Source organism: Vibrio zhugei, from assembly GCF_003716875.1.
GTDB lineage: Bacteria > Pseudomonadota > Gammaproteobacteria > Enterobacterales > Vibrionaceae > Vibrio > Vibrio zhugei.
Window position 1 is genome coordinate 1065125 of sequence record NZ_CP033077.1, and the last position, 23699, is coordinate 1088823.

The 23699-nt window shown below is 46.1% G+C and carries 21 protein-coding genes; 14 read left to right on the forward strand and 7 right to left on the reverse strand.

Annotated features, from left to right (window positions below):
* The first annotated feature begins 106 nt into the window (after positions 1 to 106).
* From EAE30_RS04890 to EAE30_RS04900, 3 genes are all read left to right on the forward strand, one after another.
* Positions 107 to 778, forward strand: coding sequence for an HAD family hydrolase (locus tag EAE30_RS04890; protein WP_123014925.1), 672 nt, complete (start codon positions 107 to 109; stop codon positions 776 to 778).
* 76 nt (positions 779 to 854) lie between these two features.
* Positions 855 to 1181, forward strand: coding sequence for a divalent-cation tolerance protein CutA (cutA, locus tag EAE30_RS04895; protein WP_123014926.1), 327 nt, complete (start codon positions 855 to 857; stop codon positions 1179 to 1181).
* A 316-nt stretch (positions 1182 to 1497) separates the two neighbouring features.
* On the forward strand, positions 1498 to 2127 hold the full coding sequence (locus EAE30_RS04900; protein ID WP_241967543.1) for a DNA-J related domain-containing protein: 630 nt from the start codon (positions 1498 to 1500) through the stop codon (positions 2125 to 2127).
* A 50-nt stretch (positions 2128 to 2177) separates the two neighbouring features.
* Here EAE30_RS04900 and EAE30_RS04905 read toward each other — a convergent pair whose 3' ends face one another.
* The 3 genes from EAE30_RS04905 to tesA all read right to left on the reverse strand — a co-directional run bounded on the left by EAE30_RS04905 (position 2178) and on the right by tesA (position 5868).
* Positions 2178 to 3833, reverse strand: a complete 1656-nt coding sequence (locus tag EAE30_RS04905) for an ABC-ATPase domain-containing protein (RefSeq protein ID WP_123014927.1) — start codon at positions 3831 to 3833, stop codon at positions 2178 to 2180.
* Positions 3834 to 3970: 137 nt separating this feature from the next.
* Complete coding sequence (gene fabV / locus EAE30_RS04910) at positions 3971 to 5176, reverse strand: enoyl-ACP reductase FabV (protein ID WP_123014928.1); 1206 nt, start codon at positions 5174 to 5176, stop codon at positions 3971 to 3973.
* Between the two features lie 92 nt (positions 5177 to 5268).
* A complete protein-coding gene (tesA, locus tag EAE30_RS04915; protein ID WP_123014929.1) occupies positions 5269 to 5868 on the reverse strand; it encodes a multifunctional acyl-CoA thioesterase I/protease I/lysophospholipase L1 in 600 nt (199 codons plus the stop codon).
* Here tesA and EAE30_RS04920 point away from each other — a divergent pair.
* From EAE30_RS04920 to galE, 4 genes are all read left to right on the forward strand, one after another.
* Positions 5867 to 6544: an ABC transporter ATP-binding protein gene (locus EAE30_RS04920; RefSeq protein WP_123014930.1), complete on the forward strand. Its 678-nt coding sequence runs from the start codon at positions 5867 to 5869 to the stop codon at positions 6542 to 6544. The two genes, tesA and EAE30_RS04920, sit on opposite strands and share 2 nt — an antisense overlap.
* Positions 6541 to 9009 (forward strand): ABC transporter permease, encoded by a 2469-nt coding sequence (locus EAE30_RS04925; RefSeq protein WP_123014931.1) that lies wholly within the window; start codon positions 6541 to 6543, stop codon positions 9007 to 9009. Before EAE30_RS04920 ends, EAE30_RS04925 begins: the two co-directional genes overlap by 4 nt.
* Before the next feature lie 381 nt (positions 9010 to 9390).
* Complete coding sequence (locus EAE30_RS04930) at positions 9391 to 10839, forward strand: FAD-dependent oxidoreductase (protein WP_123014932.1); 1449 nt, start codon at positions 9391 to 9393, stop codon at positions 10837 to 10839.
* Positions 10840 to 11001: 162 nt separating this feature from the next.
* Entirely contained in the window at positions 11002 to 12018 is a 1017-nt protein-coding gene (galE, locus tag EAE30_RS04935; protein ID WP_123014933.1) for a UDP-glucose 4-epimerase GalE, read from the forward strand.
* Between the two features lie 69 nt (positions 12019 to 12087).
* Here galE and EAE30_RS04940 read toward each other — a convergent pair whose 3' ends face one another.
* The 3 genes from EAE30_RS04940 to EAE30_RS04950 all read right to left on the reverse strand — a co-directional run bounded on the left by EAE30_RS04940 (position 12088) and on the right by EAE30_RS04950 (position 15766).
* Positions 12088 to 12696 (reverse strand): hypothetical protein, encoded by a 609-nt coding sequence (locus EAE30_RS04940; RefSeq protein ID WP_123014934.1) that lies wholly within the window; start codon positions 12694 to 12696, stop codon positions 12088 to 12090.
* Positions 12697 to 13090: 394 nt separating this feature from the next.
* Positions 13091 to 14077: a glycosyl transferase family 90 gene (locus tag EAE30_RS04945; RefSeq protein ID WP_123014935.1), complete on the reverse strand. Its 987-nt coding sequence runs from the start codon at positions 14075 to 14077 to the stop codon at positions 13091 to 13093.
* 483 nt (positions 14078 to 14560) lie between these two features.
* Positions 14561 to 15766, reverse strand: a complete 1206-nt coding sequence (locus tag EAE30_RS04950; protein WP_123014936.1) for an aromatic amino acid transport family protein — start codon at positions 15764 to 15766, stop codon at positions 14561 to 14563.
* Positions 15767 to 16143: 377 nt separating this feature from the next.
* Between EAE30_RS04950 and EAE30_RS19125 the strand changes: the two genes are divergently transcribed.
* From EAE30_RS19125 to EAE30_RS04960, 3 genes are all read left to right on the forward strand, one after another.
* Positions 16144 to 16269 (forward strand): hypothetical protein, encoded by a 126-nt coding sequence (locus tag EAE30_RS19125; RefSeq protein ID WP_261809176.1) that lies wholly within the window; start codon positions 16144 to 16146, stop codon positions 16267 to 16269.
* Positions 16270 to 16351: 82 nt separating this feature from the next.
* The gene (locus EAE30_RS04955) at positions 16352 to 16942 is read left to right on the forward strand and encodes an acyl carrier protein phosphodiesterase (protein WP_123014937.1); all 591 of its coding nucleotides are present in this window, start codon (positions 16352 to 16354) and stop codon (positions 16940 to 16942) included.
* A 48-nt stretch (positions 16943 to 16990) separates the two neighbouring features.
* Positions 16991 to 18271 carry a DEAD/DEAH box helicase gene (locus tag EAE30_RS04960; RefSeq protein WP_123014938.1) on the forward strand — a complete coding sequence of 427 codons (1281 nt, stop codon included), beginning with the start codon at positions 16991 to 16993 and terminating at the stop codon, positions 18269 to 18271.
* A 39-nt stretch (positions 18272 to 18310) separates the two neighbouring features.
* Here the strand turns inward: EAE30_RS04960 and EAE30_RS04965 are convergent, their stop codons facing one another.
* Positions 18311 to 18844 (reverse strand): NUDIX hydrolase, encoded by a 534-nt coding sequence (locus EAE30_RS04965; protein WP_123014939.1) that lies wholly within the window; start codon positions 18842 to 18844, stop codon positions 18311 to 18313.
* 223 nt (positions 18845 to 19067) lie between these two features.
* Between EAE30_RS04965 and EAE30_RS04970 the strand changes: the two genes are divergently transcribed.
* From EAE30_RS04970 to EAE30_RS04985, 4 genes are all read left to right on the forward strand, one after another.
* Positions 19068 to 20711: an ATPase RavA domain-containing protein gene (locus tag EAE30_RS04970; protein WP_123014940.1), complete on the forward strand. Its 1644-nt coding sequence runs from the start codon at positions 19068 to 19070 to the stop codon at positions 20709 to 20711.
* Between the two features lie 15 nt (positions 20712 to 20726).
* A complete protein-coding gene (gene viaA, locus EAE30_RS04975; RefSeq protein ID WP_123014941.1) occupies positions 20727 to 22172 on the forward strand; it encodes an ATPase RavA stimulator ViaA in 1446 nt (481 codons plus the stop codon).
* 114 nt (positions 22173 to 22286) lie between these two features.
* A complete protein-coding gene (locus EAE30_RS04980) occupies positions 22287 to 22505 on the forward strand; it encodes a VF530 family protein (protein WP_123014942.1) in 219 nt (72 codons plus the stop codon).
* A 262-nt stretch (positions 22506 to 22767) separates the two neighbouring features.
* A complete protein-coding gene (locus tag EAE30_RS04985) occupies positions 22768 to 23688 on the forward strand; it encodes a metal ABC transporter solute-binding protein, Zn/Mn family (RefSeq protein WP_123014943.1) in 921 nt (306 codons plus the stop codon).
* Positions 23689 to 23699: the final 11 nt, after the last annotated feature.

The window sequence follows — 23699 nt, forward strand, 5'->3', positions numbered from 1 at the left end:
GCTTTGAAAATTCGGCGATTGTTAAACGTAATCGTCAGAGTTGTTAACTGTATCGTTATTCCAACATCGTATGCCGCTAAACTAAAGAAAAGTCGGGGGGTATACCATGAATAAGGTCTCAATTCGCTGCGTGATATTTGATTGTGAAGGCACATTGATTGATAGCGAAACATTGTGTTGCCAGGTTCTGCATCAATTGTTTCGAGAAAAAGGCGTGATACTTCCCATGGATCAAGTAATGGCTCAATTTGACGGTGGGAAGAGTGCCGACATTTTGATGCGTTTGTTGGATTATATGGAGCTGAATTGGGATGTGGATGAACTCGAACAAGCGTACCGAGAACAAACACAGCGACTATTTGCACAGAAATTAGCCCCGATGGATGGGGCCGTTGAGCTACTCGCGCGGCTTGATGCGCACAACATTGATGTGTGTGTAGCCTCCAATGCACCAAAGCATAAAACGTGTCGGTTACTTGAGCTAGCGGGACTTTCTGCACGTTTTAAAGACCGAGTCTTTTCTGCATTTGAAGCCAACAGTTGGAAACCAGAACCCGACCTTATCCACTATTGCGCAATGAGTATGGGGTATCGTTTATCGGAATGTATCTACATTGACGATACTTTCCGTGGCGTCACCGCCGGGTTAAATGCCGGAGTGCAAACCTATCATTTGCAAGCATTACATCGCGACGAGGTCATATATATCCCGGATTGCCATACCATTCGCCATTTCAATGAACTCTACGATGTATTGTGCTTACGAGAATTGGCCTAGTGCGTTAGGATGAATGCTCGTTGTAAGCGCACATCGGGATGCGTGTTGTTCAGTGTGATAAATAAGCGGAGGAAGTATGGGAGCGGAGCGGTATTGCGTGGTACTGACGACAACAGACAATGAGGTGAATACGCAAACGTTGATTACCTCGTTACTCGAGCAACGTTTGGCGGCTTGCGTACAAACCCTGCCGATTAATAGCCATTACGTCTGGGAAGGAAAGGTGTGCCAATCTCATGAAACCTTGTTAGTCATCAAAACTCAGTACGACTGTTACAGCGATGTCGAGCGTTTAATTGCCTCACTGCATACGTACGACGTCCCAGAAATTATTCAATTGCCGATCGTTGACGGTTTTCACCCTTATCTTGCGTGGATACAACACCATACCCAGAAACAGTGATGTCATTAAGGGGATCATTGGTCAGAGCGATGCATTCATGAGGTCATTGTCTCAAAAACGGCTATTGGTTGACACATCCTTCGTATTTTCAATGGGCCATCGTGATGCTTGTTCTATTCTTTCAAGTAACTGATGCGTATTTAGTGTCAAGGTGGTGACAGTTGCGAACATAACTGCCAACCTACTAGATGAGCTTCTTAATGGGGTAACATTTGGGAGCGTCGGTTCGACGTCGATGAGTCGTGACGTGTGTGATGTGCGATGAATTGATGTATCACGATTGGTAAGGACCAATCTTACTTGCAATGGATGCACTATGTTAGACACTCAACCTATTTTAGTGAAATCACAAACCGAGATGGATAACCCATTAGTTTGGCCAATATTCGAAGTGCTGAAACAAACCCCTTCGGGGTGGAAGGTTCATACGCTATCGGCTCACCTTGGCGAACTGGGTTTTATGCCCAAGCTCGATGACTCGCCAGAGAAAGATCTGTTTAAACGCAATTTTCTGATCATGAACGCGTTATTCCAATTGCAGGAAACGGTGTATCCGGAGAAATGGCTGCAGGTGGAAGCGATGGAGATTGAGATGAAGCCCATGTTTCGTCGTTCGATTCACTATATTAATCTCGATGATCCACTACGCGACTATTATATGGAGTGGGCTAATTATGAAGCGAACGCTGGAGAAGTGAGACGATTACTGAATGAATTTTGGACTCGTTATCGTCGATTTGTCGGTGGTGATGAGCCTAAAGAGATCAACTTTAGTCGTGCACAAGCATTGCGTTTGTTTGAATTGAATGAGGCCGCGACAGACAACGAAATTCGGAAAACGTGGCGTAAACTTGCGATGCGTTGGCACCCAGATAGAGAAAAAGGCGATGCAGAGCGCTTTCGCGTGTTATGCGAAGCTTGGAATATTCTTAGAAAAGACGTGTAATGGCGGAATGAGCGGCCTACAGATTTTATATTCTGTGGGCCGCTGACGCTTTATTGTGCTTTAAATTGCGCTTGGCGCATGCGGTTTAATACGGCCATGACGTCAAGTAAACGGGGTTTGGCCAGATCGCCATGTTGTGGAATTCGGTGATACCACTCGGCGTCGTCAAGGAGGTGAGCGATGGTTTCAATAGGATTCGAGGTCCACTGAGGTTGCTGAGCAAGCAGCGTCCATAACCAGCCGATACAATGCAATTCATTGCCGCTTTCAAGTTGCTCTAAGGCCGAGACATCGACCTTTTCTTTCCCAAAGCGTAAAGTTTTTTTGTCGGCTACATTTACCCGGAACTTGCCGTCTGACAAAATACTTTGCAAGCTGCCACAATGAAAGGGGCGGGCAGTAAACGGTTGCAAGGGCTGATGAGGCTTGCCATCGCGTGCATTTGGATATTGAGCGACAATGTCCTTGGCTTTTTCCGTTACATCCATCGGTTGATAGTCATGCATTTGAATGACGGTATCGGCCACATCGAAATAATCCCCTGAGCCTCCCATGACGATCAAACTTGAAATGCCCATATCGTCGCGAAGTTGAGCGACGCGGTCCACGAGTGGAGTAATCGGTTCATCGTCTTTGGCAACCAGAGCTTGCATGCGCTGATCGCGAATCATGAAATTGGTGGCCGAGGTGTCTTCGTCAATCAATAAGCCTGTCGCGCCGGATTCAATCGATTCTTGCACCCATGCCGCTTGTGAGGTAGATCCCGAGGCATCTTGAGTGCTGAAATCGTTGGTATCGCGGCCCATAGGCAGATGATTGATATAGTTTGATAGATTAAGGTGATGCACGCAACGCCCCTCTTCCGCGCGCACTTTCATGGCTTGCGGATCCGTGACGATGTATTCGCGGCCATCACCGGGGATATGGAAGTAAACAGCACGTTCAATGGCGGTCAATAACGTCGACTTACCATGGAAACCACCTCCGACGATTAAGGTAATGCTACGTTTGATGCCCATACCACGTATGGTACCGCGATGAGGGGTTGTGAGTTCCATCGCTAGGGATTCAGGGGCCGTGAGTGGCACCGCTTCTTGCATCGGTAAATCACTATTGCCAGATAGACGTGGCAAAATACTGCCGTCGGCAACAAACGCTAATAAATCATGCTCGGCTAATTGTTGGCGTAAAGCGGCTTGATCTTCGATGACTTCACAATGGTGGGTTAATGCTTCCATATCAAGTTCGCGCGCCATGGTAGCGCGGCGAATGAATTTGGGTAGATGGAACGTCAGTAGGTTAAGGGCACGCTTTGCTAAAATGCTGCGACCATCCGCAGGTAAGTTGACGCGAAAGCGCAGTTCAATGCCCTCATCGGTGAATAAAACCGCCGTGTTATCCAATACTGTTTGCCCAGTCATCGCAATATCAATGGCATTTTCCTGAAGCGCAAAGCGGGCAAAACTGCGCGCAATGAAGTCTCGCGCGGCCAGTTGATATTCTGCAGATTGCTCACGTAACCCTTGTAATCCGCTCGGCGACCATGGACGAATGGCTCTCATTCGTGATGCCGGAGCGTAGGGATCGGGCTGAGTATAATCAATCAACAAAGTGAAATCGCCGAAATCGTATGTGCCTTTAATTTGCTGGTAGGCTCGATAGTTTTGTTTTTCGAGTTTTTTTAATCGGGATGTTAATTGATCCATGGGTTTACTCATTGATTAGTAGATACGCGGGGATTATAGAAATCACACCTATGAGAGTAAAGGGAATATCGTGGGAAAGGCAAAAAAGGGCAAACGAGGGGTGTTTGCCCTATAAAAAATCAAGGTGTGTTCTGCTATCAGGCATTATCTTCAGTGGTAACATACTCACTTAAGTTGACCGGCTGTTGGTAGTCAATATTGTCAAAGCCAAAGCCGTTCAGTTGTAAGAACGTGTTCACAAACGACTCGTAATCGCCCAGCGTTTGAAAGTTGTTCGCGTTCATCTCATTGAGTAATGTGGAGACTTTGTGCTGCGTCTCGTCAGTGAGCTCGTAATCGTCCATGCGAATCAACCGTTCACCATCGACGGGCACGATAGGCTGACCATAGAGCTTTTCGCGAAACAAGCGTTGCATCTGGTCAATGGCCTCTTCATGATGTCCCTGTTCACGCATGACTTTGTACAAACCAAGCATGTACGGAACCAGCCCAGGAATGACCATACTGGCTTTCGTGATGATGGCTTTACATACCACGGCAAAGGCGCCGCCATCGTAGTTGCCTAATTTTAAATTCAGCGCATGACTGGTTTGGTGCAAATCAATTTTTGCTTGTCCAAGCGTGCCGTCTAAATAAATGGGATGAGTGATATTAGGTCCCATATAAGACAATGCAATGGTTTTACAGTTTGGGGCAATGGAGTCCACATTGATGAGAGTATCGACCCAGCTTTCCCAATCTTCGCCGCCCATCACTTTAATGGTGTCTGCGACTTCTTGATCCGTGGCAGGTTCGAGCGCAAGGCTATCCCATTGCGCTGTTTCAAGGTTAATGGTTTGGCCCTGAACCGCACTGCCGATAGGCTTGATGGATGAGCTCCAGAAGTCGTTTGTTCCTGGTTTACGGCGTTTACCACTCGCAATGCTATAGATAATTAAATCGACTTCGCCTTCGAAGTAGGTCTCGATCGCTTCAATAACTTCATCTTTGATGGCTTGTGAAAAAACATCACCGTTGATGTTGACCGCAATGTGTCCTGCTTCTTCGGCGTGTTTTTTAAAATATCTATTATTGTAATACCCCGCGCTACCTGTATGGTGTTGCGAAGGGGGTCTTTCAAGTGACACACCAATGGTGTCCGCGTTTGCACCACCAAATGTCAGCGCGATACGCGCTGCTAACCCATAGCCCGAAGAGGCGCCTAGAATAAGAACACGCTTTGGACCTTGAGTTATCGGTAATGCGGCTTGAGCTCGTTGAATTTGTTGTAAAATGGCTTGTTCACAGCCTAATGGATGAGCACTTTTTGCGATCACCCCTTTAATCACGGGCTTTATTTGCATCATCTATCCCCAGTAATTTGCACACAAGTAAGCAGAATACAAAACACTTAACGGGGATTTATTGAGCTAGAACATTAAAAGTTCATATAATTTTATAAAAACGGTTGCAATTGTGTTGCCATAAAGTTAGCGATCCATGGCTGCGCTTCTTGACGAGGATGTAAACCATCGGGTTTCACCCATTCTGAGCGAGTGATGATGTCTTCCATAAAAAACGGAATTAAGGGCGTATCTGTGGATTTGGCCACACGTGGGTAGATATCGGAAAACATTTGTGTGTAACGTTTGCCATAATTAGGGGGAATGCGAATTTGCATCATCACAACACCGGTGTGTTGTTGTTTCATGAGGTGAATCATTTGGCGCAGGTTCGCTTCGATACCTTGGGGTTGAAAACCACGAAGGCCGTCATTCGCGCCCAGCTCCAATAAGACGAGGTCTGGGTGATGCTGGTTTAATAGCCCAGGTAAGCGCGCAAGACCGTTGCCGGATGTGTCTCCGGAAATACTGGCGTTAATAACTGTAACATTTTTTCCTTTTTCGCGGAGCTTCTCACTCAGTAAACTGGGCCATGCTTGTTCAATAGGCATACGGTACCCGGCACTTAAACTGTCTCCTAAAACCATCAATGTTTGGCCATGTGAGCTGGTGGAAAACATCAACAGGAACAACAAGGAAAGTCTACGAATCATGCAATCACCTATTATTAGTACTCAGTCTTTATATAAAACAGTGTCTACTAAACAAGAGCATTTAACAATCTTAAAAGATGTCAATGTCGAGATATGGCAAGGAGAAAGTGTCGCCATTGTGGGTACTTCAGGCGCTGGGAAATCAACGTTAATGACGTTACTGGCGGGACTGGATACTCCCTCTCAGGGTGAGGTCACCATCCTTGGGCAAACCTTGTCGAATTTAGATGATGAAGCGCGAGCGCAATTACGCGCACAGTCGATTGGCTTTGTCTTTCAAAGTTTTTTATTGATTCCTAGTTTATCGGCCATCGAGAACGTGACGCTGCCATGTCTACTCAAGGGCGAAAAGGAAGATAAAACTCGGGCAACGGCGTTACTGCACTCCGTTGGGCTGGGTGAGCGCATGCATCATACTCCCAGTCAGTTATCTGGTGGAGAACAACAACGGGTGGCGTTGGCACGCGCGTTTATGACGCAGCCGCAGATCCTGTTTGCCGATGAGCCCACCGGCAATCTTGATCAAGATACGGCCAATACAGTGATTGATTTATTGTTCGAGTTAAATGAGCAGCATGGTACGACCTTGATTTTAGTGACCCATGATCCGGAGCTCGCGGCGCGCTGTCAGCGACGCCTGCATATGCAGCATGGTGAATTGGAGGAGAAGGTATGACGGCAGAACGGAGCTCGGCATCTTCTTTAACCGCTGTGCAAATGAACCAGCGGTTATTGAAATGGGGCGTATCTGAGATCATTCACGGACAATTATGGCCAGTTGCGTTGGCTTTGACGTTAATCATTGCGAGCGTGTTTGCCTTGACGGCGTTAGCGGGACGGATGGAGCAGATCATTGTCCAACAGAGCGGGGAAGCCCTCACCGCCGATCTGGTGTTTGAATCCGCCAATCCGCTTCCCTCCTCTTTAAAACAGCTCACTCGAAACAAGCAATATCAATTTTCGGATCTCACCCAGTTCCAAACGATGGCATTTAACGATAATGACCAAATGCAGTTGGTCACGGTCAAAGCTATCGATAGCACTTATCCGCTGAAAGGAACCATGACATTGCAAGCCGGTGATACGCTTCGTCATCATGTGAAACCGAATGAACTGTGGTTGGATAAGCGTCTGTTAGCCTTGCTCAACGTGAAGCAAGGTGACACGTTATCGATTGGTGATGCCGATTTTACGATTTCGGGTACTGTTCAGTCGGAACCTGGATTGCGTTTTAATCCGTTTCAGCAAATGCCCGCGGTGTACATTCATCAACGTGATGTCGCTAAGACGGGGGCACTGCAATTAGGAAGCCGAGTAAAGTTTGAGCGATACATCAACGCGTCTCCTGAGGCGCTCACTCGAGTCAAACAAGCCGTGACACTCTCGCCCAGTGATGAATGGAAAGATCGTGATCGCGGCAATCGTACCATTCGAGTGTTTGAGCGTACTGAGCAATATTTGTCGTTAACTGTGGCCATCGTGATATTAATGGCAGCCACCACATTAGTGCTCACGTGCCAGCATTATGTGGCCTCGCGTCAACGAACGATCGCGATGTTGAAAAGCTTGGGAGCGACAAGAGGCTGGATTTTACAATGGCTGGTCTTGCAGTCGAGTGTGCTATTTGTGATTGCCGCGCTCGTGGGGATAGGCATCGGAGTGGGGTTAGAGTTTCTGCTGCGTGTTCCACTGGCGGGCATGTTACCGACGCCATTACCTAGCTACGGCTGGACACCCGTTATTAGCGCTCTGGTCACTTGCCTTGTCATTGCGATACCGGCGTTAGGGATCCCTTTTTCGTATTTATTGTCGGTCAGTCCAGCCAGTGCGATGAATGCGGCGCAGACCCAAACAGTGGGTAAACACCGTGCTTGGTGGCTGCTTGCGTTGCCCATCGCGACGCTCATTGCGGTGTACTACAACAATGCCTTGGTTTGGATGATTCTGGCGGGGATTCTTGGTCTATTTGTGTTTTTAGCGGTGATTAGCTTATTGCTCACTCGGGTGATAAAGCCGTTCGCGTTAAGCCCAGCAATGAAGCTTGCCGTGAGTCGGATTGAACGCTCGAAGTGGGCGTCAGGTATTCAATTTGGCGCCTTGGGTTTATCGTTAATGCTATTAGCGGTGATTTGGTTAATCCGCACGGATTTACTTGGTGATTGGCAACGGCTAGTGCCTCAAGGCTCGGCCAACGCTTTTGCGCTGAATATCGCGCCTTATGAAAAAGACGACTATCTCAAGCGATTAGATAATGCTGGCGTGGAGAGGTCTCCCGCTTATCCGGTGACGCGAGGTCGTTTAACCAAGATTAATGATGACAGTGCCAAAGAGCGCGTTCATGGACGCCAAGGCGCGAATGCGCTGCGTCGCGAGCTCAATCTTACTTGGGATTCGACCTTGCCGGATTATAACCCCGTTGTGGCCGGAAAGTGGACGACAAGTCAGGGGGTGTCGGTAGAGGAAGGGCTGGCGAACGATCTTGATATCCACGTAGGGGATTGGCTGACCTTTGTCATTAATAGCCAAACCATTCGCGCGCAGGTGAATTCGATTCGTCACGTTGAATGGAGACAGATGAAACCCAACTTTTATTTCATCTTTACCCCAGACTTAATGCAGTCTATGCCTGCCACATGGTTAGTGAGTTTTCGCGTAGCGCAGAGCGATGACAACCTACTAGTGACGTTGTCACGAAAACATCCGACAGTGAGCATTCTCGATATTCGCCAAATTGCCGATAAACTCGACGCGTTGTTAAAACAAATCGTATGGTCAGTAACGATTCTCGCTGGGCTAGGGGTGACAGCCGGAGTATTATTGATCTTTACATTACTCAGATTGAGTTTAAGTCAGAGGCGAATCGAAATACAGCTATACCGAACGCTAGGAGCAAGTCGACGTACTGTCATGAAGACATTATGGGCAGAGTACGGCCTTATGGCGTTCATCGCCGGTATTATTGCCAGTGGTGTGTCGGAATTGGTGGTCTGGGGAGTGTTAACTTATGGACTCGATATTGAATTCCATCCACATGTTTGGCTGTGGATAGGTCTTCCCATATTTACCTTTTTTGTACTGGCCAGCGTTGTCGCGACGGGGCTTCGAGGTTTATTGCGCCCGACGAAAACAGGGATAAATTAATTAAAAGCTTGAATAACCTGGCTAGTTATCCACAAAAACAGTGGATAAGTTTTGGGATAACTTATCCTTAGTGCAGAGGTGGATGAAACGCTAGCCATTGCTACACCGTATGATCAGCGTATTTGGTTATACACAAAAATACGAAATTGGATAACCACAAGAAATCAGTCAAGGAATTTTTAAGAATTTTTTACTTGAAAATGCCGGTAAAATGATTGACAAATAGGGTGTGACGAAAATCGCATAATTGGCGAGTAGCAGGGCCAGGATGCGTTCACGAATGGTGGTCCTCGTTTTCACTAAGACCGCGTAAAAAATGTGATTTTTTTCGTACCAAGCTCGTTTTACACTGTATTTAATCAAACTATAAGTGGAAGTGTGATGTTGAAAACAAACCCGAATTCCAACACGCCTCAAATTGCGATTATTGGGGGTGGTGTTGCTGGTGCAACGGCGGCGGTTCATATGGGGGAGTTAGGATTAAATGTCTCTTTAATTGAAAAAAGTGCCGGTTTAGTTGACGGCCCACCGATATGCCACTTACACGCTGGCGGTAACCTGTATCGAGAAATTTCTGAGCAGCAATGTATTGAGTTACTCAGACAATCGTTGCAGACCGTTAGGTTATACCCACATACCCTCAATAAGCGCCCGACGGTGATTGCTATTCCGAAAGCGGATCCAGGAACACCGGACATCGTGGTCTCACGATTGGATGTCATTCGTGATGCGTATCAAAAGCTGGTGGACGACGATGCCCGTAATGAGTGGTTGGGTAAGCCACAGGATTACTATCGCGTCTTTGAGCGTGAAGAGTTGGAAGCGCTGCGTGAGCGAGAGCAGCCTGCGATGCCCACCACGATGGAAGATTGGCTGATTCCTGTTGTTCAGAATATGGATTTGGATGCGATTCAATACCCCGTGATTTCAGTACAGGAATATGGGTGGAGTGTGTTTCGTTTGGCTGCGAGTGCAGAATTGGCGCTAGAAGCGATGCCACAGTGTCAGATACACACCAACACCACGGTGACCGACCTTAAGTGGACGGGCAGCCAATGGCAAATTACCACGCTCAACGCATTAGGTGATACCGCGATTCAATATGCCGATTATGTGATCAATGCGTGTGGCTATAGAACAGGGTCGATCGATGACATGGCGCGTCACTATCGCGATCGCTTAGTCGAATTCAAAGCCGCATATGTCGCACACTGGGCTGATTGTCATCAAATGTGGCCTGAGGTTATCTTTCATGGTCAACGTGGCACACCGCAAGGTATGGCTCAACTGACGCCATACGCTAATGGCGTTTTTCAATTGCACGGTATGACGGAAGGGATCACCTTGTTTAGTGATGGCTTAGTGAAAAGCGGACTGCGCTCTGCACAACCCGAGTTGCCAGAATATTTACAGCTTAAGCTTAATAAAGGTTGGTCTGAGGCCGATCAGGTTGAGCGAACTGGACTGGCTATCCAGCATATGGCGCAATTTATGCCGAGTTTTAACAGTGCAGATATTGCTGGCAAGCCGCTATTTGGTGCGCAACAAATCCCGGGCAGTGATGCAACCTTACGTGCTGCGGATGTCAGCTTGGAAGATAATCATTACGCGCGCATCGAAATTGTGAAAGGTTCATCGGCGCTTGAAGCCGTGCAAAAAATCGTCTCTGCTTGGCGACTGTCCGATCATAACCATGACGATATTGAACAGGCTCATCCTGTTTCTATGTCCTTAGATGGTCAAGAGGTTGAACGCCGCGCGATTGCCATTGCCGAAGCGCGAGAATATCCTCGTGAACTGGCGATGGTCGTGGGCGAGCCGTTAGCGTGAAGGCACTTTTATGGTCGAGCCATAAAGCAAAGAAAAGCAGGGCGAAAGAGCCCTGCTTTTTTATTGCGTTAGAAATGACAGGGTTGCGTCATTGATGTACTAAGGTCGTGATTTTTCTCATGGTAGTCGGTACAATCGAGTCAATGTCAAAGGAGGCGAGTTATGAACGTATTAGTTACAGGTGGGATGGGCTATATTGGTAGCCATACTTGTATTCAAATGATTGAAGCAGGGATGAATCCTGTCATTTTGGACAATTTATATAATAGCAAATCCACCGTTTTAGAGCGGATCCAAAATGTGGCAGGTCAAACGCCTACCTTCGTTCAAGGCGATGTGCGCGATCGTGACTTATTGGTGGAAACAATGCGCCACCATTCTATTGATGCTGTGATTCATTTTGCAGGCTTAAAAGCGGTCGGAGAATCGGTTCAAAAGCCATTGGAATATTACGACAATAATGTGAATGGCACGTTAGTCTTAGTGGATGCGATGCGTGAAGCTGGCGTCAAATCGTTGGTGTTTAGTTCCTCTGCTACGGTATACGGTGATCCTGCCACCGTGCCAATTTTAGAAACGTTCCCGACCAGTGCGACGAACCCTTATGGTCGCAGTAAGTTGATGGTAGAAGAGTGCTTAACCGATTTCCAAAATGCGAACCCAGACTGGAGTATTACCTTACTGCGTTACTTCAATCCAGTGGGCTCTCATCCATCGGGTTTATTAGGTGAGGATCCGCAAGGCATTCCTAATAACTTGATGCCATTTGTTTCGCAGGTAGCGGTAGGGCGCCGTGAGTTTTTATCGGTCTTTGGCAGCGATTATGCGACGAAAGATGGAACGGGGGTACGTGATTACATTCATGTCATGGATTTAGCCGATGGACATATCGCGGCACTGACTCATGTCGGCAGCAAAGAGGGATTGCACGTCTATAACTTAGGCACGGGGAATGGTTACAGTGTGCTGGAAATGGTGGCTGCATTCGAAAAAGCCAGTGGCACAAAAATTCCGTATAAGTTGGTCGACCGTCGGCCTGGCGATATTGCCGCATGTTATGCTGACCCTGCTAAAGCGGAAACTGAGCTGGAGTGGCGTGCAACGCGAACATTGGAAGAAATGACCCAAGATACTTGGCGTTGGCAGTCAAACAACCCGCAGGGTTATCCTGATAAATAGAGTGTGTGAAAGCTCAATAAAAAACAGGCGTCATAGCCTGTTTTTTGTTTCGGTTCTCGTGGTTAACCGTTAGCTTTCAGCGTTAGGACGTGCCTTACTCAGTTCACATAGTACTTTAAGCGCCCCATAAGCGATAAGCGAATAACACAGTAATTCAATCCCTTCTTCAGAGACATTTTTGACAATACGGCTATATTTATCTTCCATGAGTGCTTCCCACAACTTTCCCATCCCGTAGAGTCGTGAGAAAACCAGCAGCATGATGGTTCCTGTTACGACAAATCGCATATTTTGTGCACTGAGAATGGTCGACATGTGAGTGAGTGTCTCTTTGCCACCTTTGTAGGCATAAAATAAGGCGAGTAAAGTCACAAGAATGGCAGGAGCTTGCCACGCTCCATGGTAGATTAAGTCGAGTATTTCATCGTTTTCGCGGATCAGTAGCACCAGATAAAAGGCGCTAATCAGGTAAGCCGCTCGCTTTAGATCGGGGTTGACTTTGCCGAGGCGGAAAAAGCAAAACGCGGTTGTCGCAAGAAAAATTAATTGCATGGACTCGGTAACGGAGGCTTCCGTCATGCGGTTTTTGAAGTAGATAATATCAAGATCGATACAAGCAGCGACTAACGCAAACAGCCCTATTAATGTTAGGGCCTCTAATAGTGTTTTTTTAATCATAAAATTAACTATGGTTCTTTAGAGTGTAAACTGAATAAGATCAGCAGATGAAGTTGAAGCCCATTAGTCATAAGAAGTATAAAAAAGTGGTGAACTAATAAAGCGCTAGCATTCTTGCGATTTTAGTGACGATTGTCAAACTCAAAAGAACAGCGTTCAATAACGATAGATAAAGCAAATAATTAGCATATGCTGATATATGTTTTATCAATGATAATCGATGAATAAATAACAAAAATGAAGGTAAACTAGGTCGCGGTGATGAAAAATGAATCAAAACCGAACGCTTGCCGGGTAAGAATAACAAAACCCTGACATAAATTGGCTCTCTGTCAGGGTTTTGCTAAAAAGAAAGGATGTTAACGAATATGAATGCAATCAGTCTGTGAGTGATTTATTTATGCACATATTTCGCGATACTGGCTAATAAGTGACGGTCATTGTTTTCGGCCAAACGTACGTTCTGCGATAAATAGAAGTATTTGTCCGCCACCAGATAGCTCAATAACCGCTCCTCATGGGGATTTTTAAATTGCTCAACCCATTGATGTGCATTATTAATAATGCGCTCGGCTTCTTCGGGATGCGCATTGTAGTAGTCCATTTTTTCTATCAAATCTGAGAAGTCATCTTTGATTTCAACATAGTGGACGTTGGCAATGAGCTTGCCTTCCATAAACCAGGTTTCGTATCTTAATTTCGGGCTCATCGCCAGCGAATTGGAAGACATAATCCACTTTAAATTGGTGGCTACGTCTTTGCCTTCTAAACTTAAGATAAATTTGAACTTCAACTGATCTTCGATGGACATTTTAGGAACAACGTACGCCAGTTGATCTTCGTCTTCTTTATCCGTTCTGCCGAGATCACAACGTTCGTGATAATAGTATTTCTCTAGCAGATTTCGTCGATTAGGGCGAAAACCACTGCCTCGCCACACCGCCATGTTCTTTTTATGGCGAAATTCTAAAGTATCTTCAACAAATCGGTAGTGCCGTATTGCATTGAGTTTTAAAAGTACCGAATTCCCATTATGGTCGCTAATCGGGCGGCTTTTTACAAATGTTGGGACGGCTGGGATATCGGTGACATCGCCATGAATAAAGTTGAATCGCAAATGACGATCGAAGCCTTTGATGACTTTGAGTAAGTCAAAAAAATAGGTTGAGCCACAATTCTTCTTAAACTGGGCAATTTGAGGCGCTTGCTGAGAAACTGGAAACGACGATTGGAGTTTCATGTAGTAATCGACGCGTTTTTGCAGTCTGTTTTGTGTGTGCTTAGGCAGGCTCGCCAATTGCTGTTTTACATAAAAATGCAGCACTGGCTGTGGAATCAGGTTGTAGAGTGTATTGGTTAGATAATATTTTAGTTTTCTCATGAATCAACCCATCTTTACGCCTAGGCCCCAAAGGTGTGGTACCTGTTATTTTAGCCCCTACAGTCAGAGTTTGCTCTTCAACCTGTAAGGAATGGTGGTGTTTGGTTCATTAACGACATCGTGACAGAGTGACGGTTTGCTGTCCTTAATGAGTCTGTTACCTCAGGTTTTTATAAAGCATATTTTATGCCATTTTTACCTGTTTTTTATAATTTTGTTAATACGTATCCTCAACCTCAAGTGCTTCTTCAATAGAGATTTCTTTTTTACTTTAAATCAACACCTTTATAGCGATGTCAGCACGATGTTAAGCGAATGTTGTGATGGTTTAATGACTTTAGTATAGCTGCAGTATCGTGTTTCTCTAATTTACGATGATAATTGACAACCATGTCGTGAATAGGTTCACATTGATCACAGCTATAGGTAAAAAAAACACGCACATTGCAGCAATGAGCGTGTTTTTTGGCCAGTTTTCAGCGCTTAACCGAGCGTAGGTAGGGCGTGCAGTGTCACCAGTATTTGTACTCCAACAATGACGACTCCAAACAGAGCACTGATGGTTAACGCTAAAGCGCCGCCTTTGACTTGATAAGGTTGACGGTTTTGTGAGCGCTTACGCACCGTGTACACCATGGCAACAGGTAGAAAAATGGCGAGGATGGCTAGAGCGATCGCGGCGTAGCCAAGTGCCATAATAAAACCTTGCGGATAAAATAAAGCAAAAGCCAATGGTGGTAAAAAAGTGATGAATGACACCAGTGGGCGGCTGATTGAGCTCTTGGTTTTTCGCAGACTGTCTCCTAAAAATTCAAACAACCCCAGACTTACGCCAAGAAAGGAGGTCAAAAGCGCTAAATCGGCAAAGATACCAATAATATGATTTAAATTAGACTGCTCTACTGTGCTCGCCAATATTTGGATTAACGCGCTTAATTGGGAGTTCTTAACCAAGTGATCCTGCGAGACGACACCTAGGGTTACCAATTGCCAAAAAATATAAATGACAAGTGGAATAGCAGAGCCGATTAAAATCGCTTTTCTCAAGGCTGAGGTATTGCCATCCATGTAATTGACGATCGCGGGAATGCTGCCGTGAAAACCAAAAGAGGTAAATATGACTGGAATCGCAGCGACAATGAGGCCTTGTTGCAATGGCATACTTAATAAGTAAGAGTGCGTGACATTAGGGGCTAAGAAAAATAGCACCATAGCCAAAGCAATCAACTTGCAAGCAAACAGGACGCGATTCACTTTATCCACCAGCCCAGTACCCAATGTGACGATGATTGCCACAATAATAGTAAATAGCACCGTCCCCGTTGCAGGAGAGAAATGCGATCCTGTCACGTCACTAATACGTTGAGTAAACTGTGAGCCACCGCCAGCAATATAGGCGGCACAGAGAGCATAGAATAAAAATAACATGGCAAATGTGGCGACCCACTTACCTTTGTTGCCTAATATTTGTTGTGCCAAAGTATGCAGTGTGGCGTCGCTAGCAGCGTATTGGTGCAGCTCGACCATTAATAGCGCGGTAAAGGCCATGAGCGCCCAAAGGACCAACATAATCAGCAATGATGTGGAAAAACCGATACCTGCCGACGCTAAAGGAAGAGCTAACATGCCCGCACCGATAGTGGTGCCGGCGATGATCAAAGTACTGCCAAAAAGCTTTGATTGAGTCATAAATGTAAACTTTTTTATACGATATTATGGATTGTTACACTCATTTTTTGTCATAAAATTGAGGGTAACACGAATAAATAACCTGTCTTTGCCTATTCTCTAAGAGAATATCTGTTGAGTCAATGTGTTTGTAAAAATTAACAATTTGTGTAAATAAATATTTACAGGCAATTTTTGTTACCCTCTATGGCGCGTATTTGCTGTGATGATGGGGAAGAAAGGCTAGACGACACCGAATTATTCGCATAATGTTGACACGTGGACGATAGACATCGGACACAAGGAGCGCAATGACATTGCAATATCCAGCTTAGGTTAGCGTGAGGTATCACTATCACGCGTGGCTGTATAGACAATAATAAATAAGGAGGTCGACAATGAGTGACCGCAATACAGTTCCTCAGGAAGACAGTTTGGAATGGATGGATGCCATGGAAATTGGTTTCGTACTTTCTGACTATCAACCGTCAACGCAAGAAGAGACGCCATCTTCTTTGCAATAGAGATAAGCCAGCGCGCCGCGCTGGCTTTTAAGTTCTTATCGCCCCATCATTATTTTTTACGCCTAGCTGACTACTTTATCTTATGAATTATCTCGCACACTTACACATTGCTGAGCATTGCCGCAGCCAAATGTTGGGCAATTTATTGGGTGACTTTGTCCGAGGCAACATTACCGATGATTACGCTCTGGATGTCGTTGAGGGTATTCGTTTGCATCGATGGGTGGATGCGTATACAGACCGCCATGAGATCGTTCTTGCCGCCAAGCACTATTTTCCCTCCGAGTTGAAACGATTTGCTCCTATCGCACTCGATATGTTTTGGGATCATTGTCTGAGCCGTCATTGGCACCGTTACCACGATCAGCCGTTGAGCGGATTTGTCCGTGATGCGGAGAAGACGGTTCGCCATCAGCAGCGCTCAGTGCAAGCCTATACTTCATTACCTGAGTCGTTTATTTCGGTCACGGATAAAATGTGGACGGGAGGCTGGCTGGAGTCTTATCAATGCTTTGAGAATATTGATATGGCTTTACAGCGCATCGCGTTACGTCGAGAGCGCTTAGCTCCGCTGAGTCAGTGTGTGATGACGCTGAGGACCGAGTATGAGCATTTGGAATCGTTATTTTTTGCTTTTTATCCGCAATTATTAAACGCAGCACAAGGCGAATGAGTCTGATACAATGCGCGCCCAGTTTTGCTATTGTTAGGAATTTCCTTTATGTCGACTTCTCCGGCGTCATTTGCTGCTCTTGGTCTAGACCCTACGCTGATTGATGTACTGCATTCACTGTTTATCAATGACCCCACACCGATTCAAGCGCAAGGTATTCCTGCCGTGCTTGACGGTCGAGATGTGCTCGCCGCGGCACAAACCGGAACGGGGAAAACCGCCGCCTATGGGCTTCCATTGATTCAGCGTTTATGTGACCCCGTGGATGAAGACACGCAAGCCTATCTAGCAGACACTCGCGGGGTCAGAGCGTTAATTGTGGTACCAACACGAGAGTTGGCGCAACAGGTGTTGGATAACTTGCAAGCGTATGCCAAACACTCAACGCTCTCTATTGTGGCAGTTTATGGCGGAACCAGCCTGAGTGTGCAAAAAAATAAATTGCAGCATGGAGCCGACATACTCATTGCCACGCCGGGTAGGCTACTGGATCATCTGCATACCAAAGCGGTGTCCATCAAATCTGCGACCACGTTGGTGTTAGACGAAGCCGATCGCCTTTTGGACATGGGGTTTATGCCCGATATTCAGCGGTTATTGCGCAAGATGCCATCGCGTCAACAAACGCTATTTTTCTCGGCAACCTTTACCGCTTCAATTAAAGCGACAGCATATCGTTTATTGGAAAATCCGGTCGAAATACAAGTTACGCCAAAGAATTCTGCTGCCGACACCGTGACGCAAATCGTGTACCCAGTGGATAAAAAGCGCAAACAAGCATTGTTGTCGTTTTTAATTGGGTCGCGAAATTGGCAGCAAGTCTTGGTCTTTGTCAAAACCAAGCAGGGCAGTGATCATTTAGCGAAAGAATTGAAATTGGACGGCATTAAAGCCGTGTCAATTAATGGAGACAAAAGCCAAGGTGCTCGCTTAAAAGCGTTGCAGGACTTTAAAGCCGGAAAAGTACGCGCATTGATCGCGACCGATGTGGCTGCTCGTGGACTGGACATCGCTCAGTTAGAGCAAGTTGTTAACTACGATATGCCATTTAAGGCGGAAGATTATATTCATCGTATCGGTCGTACCGGGCGAGCGGGGTCAACAGGGCTGGCGGTTTCTTTACTCAGTCGTGATGAAGAGCCGGCGTTAGAGGCGATTGAACGCTTATTGGATACTCGGTTACCGCAAGAGTGGTTGGCTGGTTTTGAACCGTCTGCTGAGAGCGTCCAAAATGATAACGAGTCTCACGGTCGTCGTCGCAGTCGCTCGGCAGAAAAACGCAAACTGAAGGCCAAGCTCAATATTCACGCAGGTCGAGGTAAGCGCTAAGTAAAGGGAAGCGGTCAGCGCTTAGGGGGCTTTCTAGCCTTATGCCAACAGATCATTGAGTGCATGGGATAGTTTTGCTTTGTATAAACAGGCGATCGTTTTGGAATCGGTGATAGCGCCATTGATAATGTGTTGTTCTAGCTCATTCAGAGTATAGGTTTCAACTTTGATGATTTCATCGTCATCACATTGGTAGCGCTGGGTGTGGTGCAGTTGATAAGCGACGTAGAGATGTTGAATTTCATCACACATGCCTGCCATTGGGGTCAGTTGACCTAAGGAAAGGTAACGGTCAGCGCTGTATCCCGTTTCTTCTTCCAATTCCCGTTTGGCACAGGTCAAAGCATCTTCACCAGGCTCCATCGTGCCTGCTGGGATCTCAATCATCCACTTACCGAGTGAAGGACGAAATTGATTGACGACCACAATCCGCTGATCATCTGTTACCGGGATGATAACGGCCGCACCTGGGTGTTCAATCGTCGTATGAGTAATGGTGTTGCCATTTGGCAGCGTGATGGCGTGTTCGGTTAAAGCGAGGGAGTGTTTCCATTGATGAATGATGGTTTTCATAGCGTCCACTCTAAAGATTTGTCCTTTTTAGGCCTAATACCTTAGCGTAGTTTTTCAAAATTACCAGACCATTTAGTGTTTTCAATAATCTAAGGTTGCTATTCTATTAATATTTGCAAACAATACGCGCCATATTGGGTAAGACGTGGTGCTAAGTGATGACGGGTCCATACCACCACTTTTCACCTATCCATTAAGCTGTTGCTAAGGAGCTCGCTTATTTATGAATTCATCACCTATCGCTTCTCACGCAAGCCAAGCGTTGTTATCTGAACGCATCAACCAGTTGGCGGCCTCTTTAAGCGAAGGCGTTTATGAGCGTGAAAGCACGATAAAATTGTGTCTATTGGCGGCATTAAGTGGCGAAAGTGTGTTTCTACTTGGTCCGCCAGGGATTGCCAAAAGTCTCATCGCCAAACGTTTAATTCAAGCCTTTGATAAGAGCAGTTACTTTGAATATTTGATGACACGGTTTTCCACACCTGAAGAAGTCTTTGGCCCATTGAGCATCCAAGAGCTCAAAGACAACGGACGTTATGTCCGTTTAACTGAGGGGTATTTACCTAACGCGCAGGTGGTATTTCTCGATGAAATTTGGAAAGCGGGCCCCGCGATTTTAAATACGCTGTTAACGGTTGTGAATGAAAAGACCTTTAAAAATGGCAGTGACGTTCAAAAAGTCCCCATGCGTTTGCTGATATCCGCCTCCAATGAACTGCCCGATCAAGATAGCGGCCTGGATGCCTTGTATGACCGGATGTTAGTGCGTGTTTTTGTCAATCGCATTCAAGACAAGCAAAACTTCAAAGCCATGTTAACCGTGGGAACCAATCAAGAAGCCCATGTGGAACCTGCGTTAAAAATCACTCATGATGAGTATCACCAATGGCAAGCCCAACTGCAACAATTGACCCTAAGTGATGCCTTGTTTGACAAGCTATATCGCTTGAAAACTCTGTTGGAAAGTGAAACTGGACAGACTGCCGATTTGTATGTGTCAGATCGCCGTTGGAAGAAATCGGTCAAATTGCTAAAAGCCAGTGCCTTTTTTAATGGGCGGCAAGAGATTAATCCACTCGATTTATTACTACTCGAACATTGTTTATGGAGCTCTCCTGAATCTCGTGATGTGGTGCAAAATGTCATGCAGCGCTTTGCGGTGGAAGAGGCGTTCGAGCAAAGACACGTCTCTCAGCAATTGACGTTAGCTCAAGAGATTATGACGAACATCGCACAAAGCGTGGCACAGTCATTGGCGATGTCGTTACAGGTAGAAATGTCATCGGGGTTACGTAAGAAACAGGTGTATCACTATGATGTGTCGCAAGCGACGTTGCATCGGGTGGGCAATTCACCACAATTAGTGAAACTGGTGCTGCTGCATCGCAATTTGTCGGTCTCTGAGAATGAAAAAGGCGATAGCCGCTGGGTATATGTGCCGTTGGCAGAGTTTGAAAAAGTGGTTAAAGACGGCGGCGGTAATGTGTATGGCTATGTAAACCATAATACACAGTTATGCCGGCTAACCTTCGATTTGGATGCGGACCGCCGTGTGGTCATCAAAGATATTGCGAACCGCTCTGTTTTAGTGGCTTTGGCCACCCATCAAGGATTGGATGGGGAACAGCATCAACAATGGTTGGCTGATACACAGCAAGCCGCTCATATTCTTGAGCAATCTCAGCATCAATTACGCCAAGTGCGGACGCAATTTCATTCTGCTTTGCCTCATAACTTCGTTGAACCGCCTGTCTTATCAAAAATCGAAGCGGGCATTCAAGAGCTGGTCGAGCGTTTAGCGACAGTGCGTGAGGAATGTGAACCCGATATTCAGCGTTTACAACGCTTCGCGGATTATTTTTCTTAGAGGAAAGCACGAACCATGTTGGGCGCTGACGGATTAAATTTAGCATTGACCATTGCCGACTCGGGTATCATTGATGCGGCGGTGAATGATCTCATGGGTCGTTCCCAAGTGATGCTCATGGCAGAGCACCGTGGAGTGAGTACCTCGGTCAAAAAGCACGTGCTAAGTTGGCGTCGTTCGGTACGTGATCGGATGGCACGGGTGGGCCAAGCTGAGCGTTTTCAACAAGAAATTAATCTGTATCAAGAAGTGATCCATTGGCGCGAAGATACGTTTTTGCATCGGTTACCCGAGCTGATGCAACGGTTGGAAAAATCATCACGCTTTTATCGTCAAGCCAAGCGTTTAGTCGACAACAACAAAGGCGTCGATAATCCTGTGTTTCCTCATTATTTTTGTGAGCAATGGTATCGAGCGTTAAGTGATGCGATTCGTGAAGAAGAAATACTCGAACTTGAAAGCCATAAAGAGCAACTTTTAGCGGACTTATATCAGCGCATGGAAACATTGCGCAATATGAACAAGGTGACTGAGGCGGGCGACACCAATAGTGTTGGGCGTTTATGGGATATGGCATCGGCAAAACTCAGTCGTAACGATCTCACCACAATGAAGCAGCATGCGAAGTTTTTACAACGCAATAAAGGCTTGCAAGACATCGCTGAGCAACTCGGCCGCATGGCGAGTGACGTTGATGATCCGAGCCTTAATCGTGCGCCACAAGAGTCGTTAGACGTGGTCGAAGAAGCGTCGGATTGGGCAACCGATGATATTGTGGGCGTGCATAATAGCGATGATCTGAATAAGTTATTGCCGAACGAAGCGTTATTTTTGACCTACCCAGAATTGGAGGTCGTGTTTTATAAGCGCTTACTTGATAAAAGATTGATGAATTATCGGATGCAAGGGAAATCACGCACATTACGTGAAGTCAAAACCCATAAGCCAGAGTCGAAAAAAGCGGATATTGATAAGGGGCCTTTCATACTGTGTGTGGATGCTTCAGGTTCAATGAGTGGGTTTCCTGAGCACAGTGCTAAGGCGTTTGCCTACGCTCTGATGCAAATAGCGCTAGCCGATGATCGTGATTGTTATGTGATGCTTTTTTCAACCGAACATATTGCTTATGAATTGACGCGTCAAGATGGTCTGCGAGAAGCGAGTGATTTTCTGAGTTACACTTTTCATGGTGGCACCGATTTCGAGCCAGTTATTCACGCTGGCATGGAAAAAATGGCCACGCAACGTTATAAGAATGCCGACATTGTGATGATTTCTGATTTCATCGCTCCGCGACAAGATGAGGCCATATTGGCGCAAGTGGCGGAACTCAAACGTCAGCACAACCGCTTTCATGCCGTCTGTTTGTCTCGCTACGGTAACCCAGAATTATTGAGTATGTTTGATCATTGTTGGCGCTATCATCCCAACTTAGTGGGGCGTTTAGTTAAGCGCTGGTAACCATGATGATAAGGCAAAGATGTTGAATGGATGAGATTTTGCTATATTACCCATCCGCTTATATTCTCCATCCACACAGCGACGGCGGTGTGGTGTTTAAGATTAGGAAATGTCGTGAATCAATCTCAGATTAACAACCCTTTGCACGGGCTCACTTTGGAAAAAATTCTAACACGCTTGGTTGAGCACTATGGTTGGGATGGGTTATATCAACAAATTCGAGTGAACTGTTTTTCAAAGGATCCGTCAATAAAATCGTCGCTCAAATTTCTGCGTAAAACGCAATGGGCACGGGATAAAGTTGAAGCTTTGTATGTGACAACGTTCTGTTGATTTGATGATGCCGTGAGTCTGTACAATCGTCTAGGCGCCTTCATTGGCGCTTTTTTGTCGGGGTTTGAGGCCACAATAAAAAGTAAACTAGACATCAGTGGAACGTTGTCATCACAATTGTTTTGTTATAACATAACAATTCTTGAGGTGACCGACGTGCAGACAGCATGAGCAGGTGTCAATGAATCATCTGCGACGGCGGTTCCTCTGTTAGTAGTCATTATCCATTCATACGATTTATTTCGACAAGGAGCGACCAGACATGGTGTCTAACTTGAAAAAGCTGTTGCTAGCGACGGCATTGGTGTGTCCAACATGGGCTATTGCAGCACCGATTAATGTAGCAGTCAGTATCGTCCCCGAACAATACTTTGTTGAGCAGATCGGCAAAGAGCATGTCAAGGTTGATGTTATTGTTCCGCCCGGCGCAGAACCTGATACCTATGCTCCAAAAGCGCGCCAAATGCGCGATCTTGCTAAAACGGATATCTATTTTCCAATGGGTGTTCCTTTCGAAAATGCGTGGCAAAGCCGTATTGCCGATGTGAATGCGGATATGAAAGTCATCCCACTTTATGAACGAATTTGTCGTCGCCAATTCCCTGAAGGCATGGAAGAGCATCACCATGGTGATGAACACCATGACCATGCGGAACATCACAAGCATGAGGGCCATGACAACCCATGTCGTCCAGAGCGAGCAGATCCCCACATTTGGATGTCGCCAAACCTCGTTCGTATCATGGCAGGCACCATTCGTGATAGTTTGATTGCCCAAGATCCGGCGCACACCGCCGATTACGAGAAGAACTTTCGTGAATTTGCTCAACATATCAACGAAATTGATACAAAAATTTTGAAAGCAGTAGAAGGACTAAAATCCAATACATTTTTAGTGTATCATCCGGCATTCGGCTATTTTGCACGTAGCTATGGTTTGCAACAGTTACCGGTCCAAGTACACGGAACGGACCCAACCCCGACACAACTTGCCAAAATCATCAAGCAGGCCAAAGCCTCCGGTATCAAAGTTGTGTTTGTCGAGCCACAATTTTCTAAGCGCGCAGCACAAACGGTTGCGAAAGAAATTGGTGGTCAGGTGGTGGCCGTGGATCCGTTAGCGAAAGATTGGGGGAATAACTTAGTCAACGTAGCCAACGCGTTCACACAAGCATTAAAGTAATAGGATAGAGA

Coding starts and splice junctions, on each gene's coding strand:
- EAE30_RS04890 (WP_123014925.1), top strand. CDS start 107: ATGAATAAGGTCTCAATTCGCTGCGTGATATTTGATTGTGAAGGCACA.
- cutA (WP_123014926.1), top strand. CDS start 855: ATGGGAGCGGAGCGGTATTGCGTGGTACTGACGACAACAGACAATGAG.
- EAE30_RS04900 (WP_241967543.1), top strand. CDS start 1,498: ATGTTAGACACTCAACCTATTTTAGTGAAATCACAAACCGAGATGGAT.
- EAE30_RS04905 (WP_123014927.1), bottom strand. CDS start 3,833: ATGGATCAATTAACATCCCGATTAAAAAAACTCGAAAAACAAAACTAT.
- fabV (WP_123014928.1), bottom strand. CDS start 5,176: ATGCAAATAAAGCCCGTGATTAAAGGGGTGATCGCAAAAAGTGCTCAT.
- EAE30_RS04920 (WP_123014930.1), top strand. CDS start 5,867: ATGCAATCACCTATTATTAGTACTCAGTCTTTATATAAAACAGTGTCT.
- tesA (WP_123014929.1), bottom strand. CDS start 5,868: ATGATTCGTAGACTTTCCTTGTTGTTCCTGTTGATGTTTTCCACCAGC.
- EAE30_RS04925 (WP_123014931.1), top strand. CDS start 6,541: ATGACGGCAGAACGGAGCTCGGCATCTTCTTTAACCGCTGTGCAAATG.
- EAE30_RS04930 (WP_123014932.1), top strand. CDS start 9,391: ATGTTGAAAACAAACCCGAATTCCAACACGCCTCAAATTGCGATTATT.
- galE (WP_123014933.1), top strand. CDS start 11,002: ATGAACGTATTAGTTACAGGTGGGATGGGCTATATTGGTAGCCATACT.
- EAE30_RS04940 (WP_123014934.1), bottom strand. CDS start 12,696: ATGATTAAAAAAACACTATTAGAGGCCCTAACATTAATAGGGCTGTTT.
- EAE30_RS04945 (WP_123014935.1), bottom strand. CDS start 14,077: ATGAGAAAACTAAAATATTATCTAACCAATACACTCTACAACCTGATT.
- EAE30_RS04950 (WP_123014936.1), bottom strand. CDS start 15,766: ATGACTCAATCAAAGCTTTTTGGCAGTACTTTGATCATCGCCGGCACC.
- EAE30_RS19125 (WP_261809176.1), top strand. CDS start 16,144: ATGAGTGACCGCAATACAGTTCCTCAGGAAGACAGTTTGGAATGGATG.
- EAE30_RS04955 (WP_123014937.1), top strand. CDS start 16,352: ATGAATTATCTCGCACACTTACACATTGCTGAGCATTGCCGCAGCCAA.
- EAE30_RS04960 (WP_123014938.1), top strand. CDS start 16,991: ATGTCGACTTCTCCGGCGTCATTTGCTGCTCTTGGTCTAGACCCTACG.
- EAE30_RS04965 (WP_123014939.1), bottom strand. CDS start 18,844: ATGAAAACCATCATTCATCAATGGAAACACTCCCTCGCTTTAACCGAA.
- EAE30_RS04970 (WP_123014940.1), top strand. CDS start 19,068: ATGAATTCATCACCTATCGCTTCTCACGCAAGCCAAGCGTTGTTATCT.
- viaA (WP_123014941.1), top strand. CDS start 20,727: ATGTTGGGCGCTGACGGATTAAATTTAGCATTGACCATTGCCGACTCG.
- EAE30_RS04985 (WP_123014943.1), top strand. CDS start 22,768: ATGGTGTCTAACTTGAAAAAGCTGTTGCTAGCGACGGCATTGGTGTGT.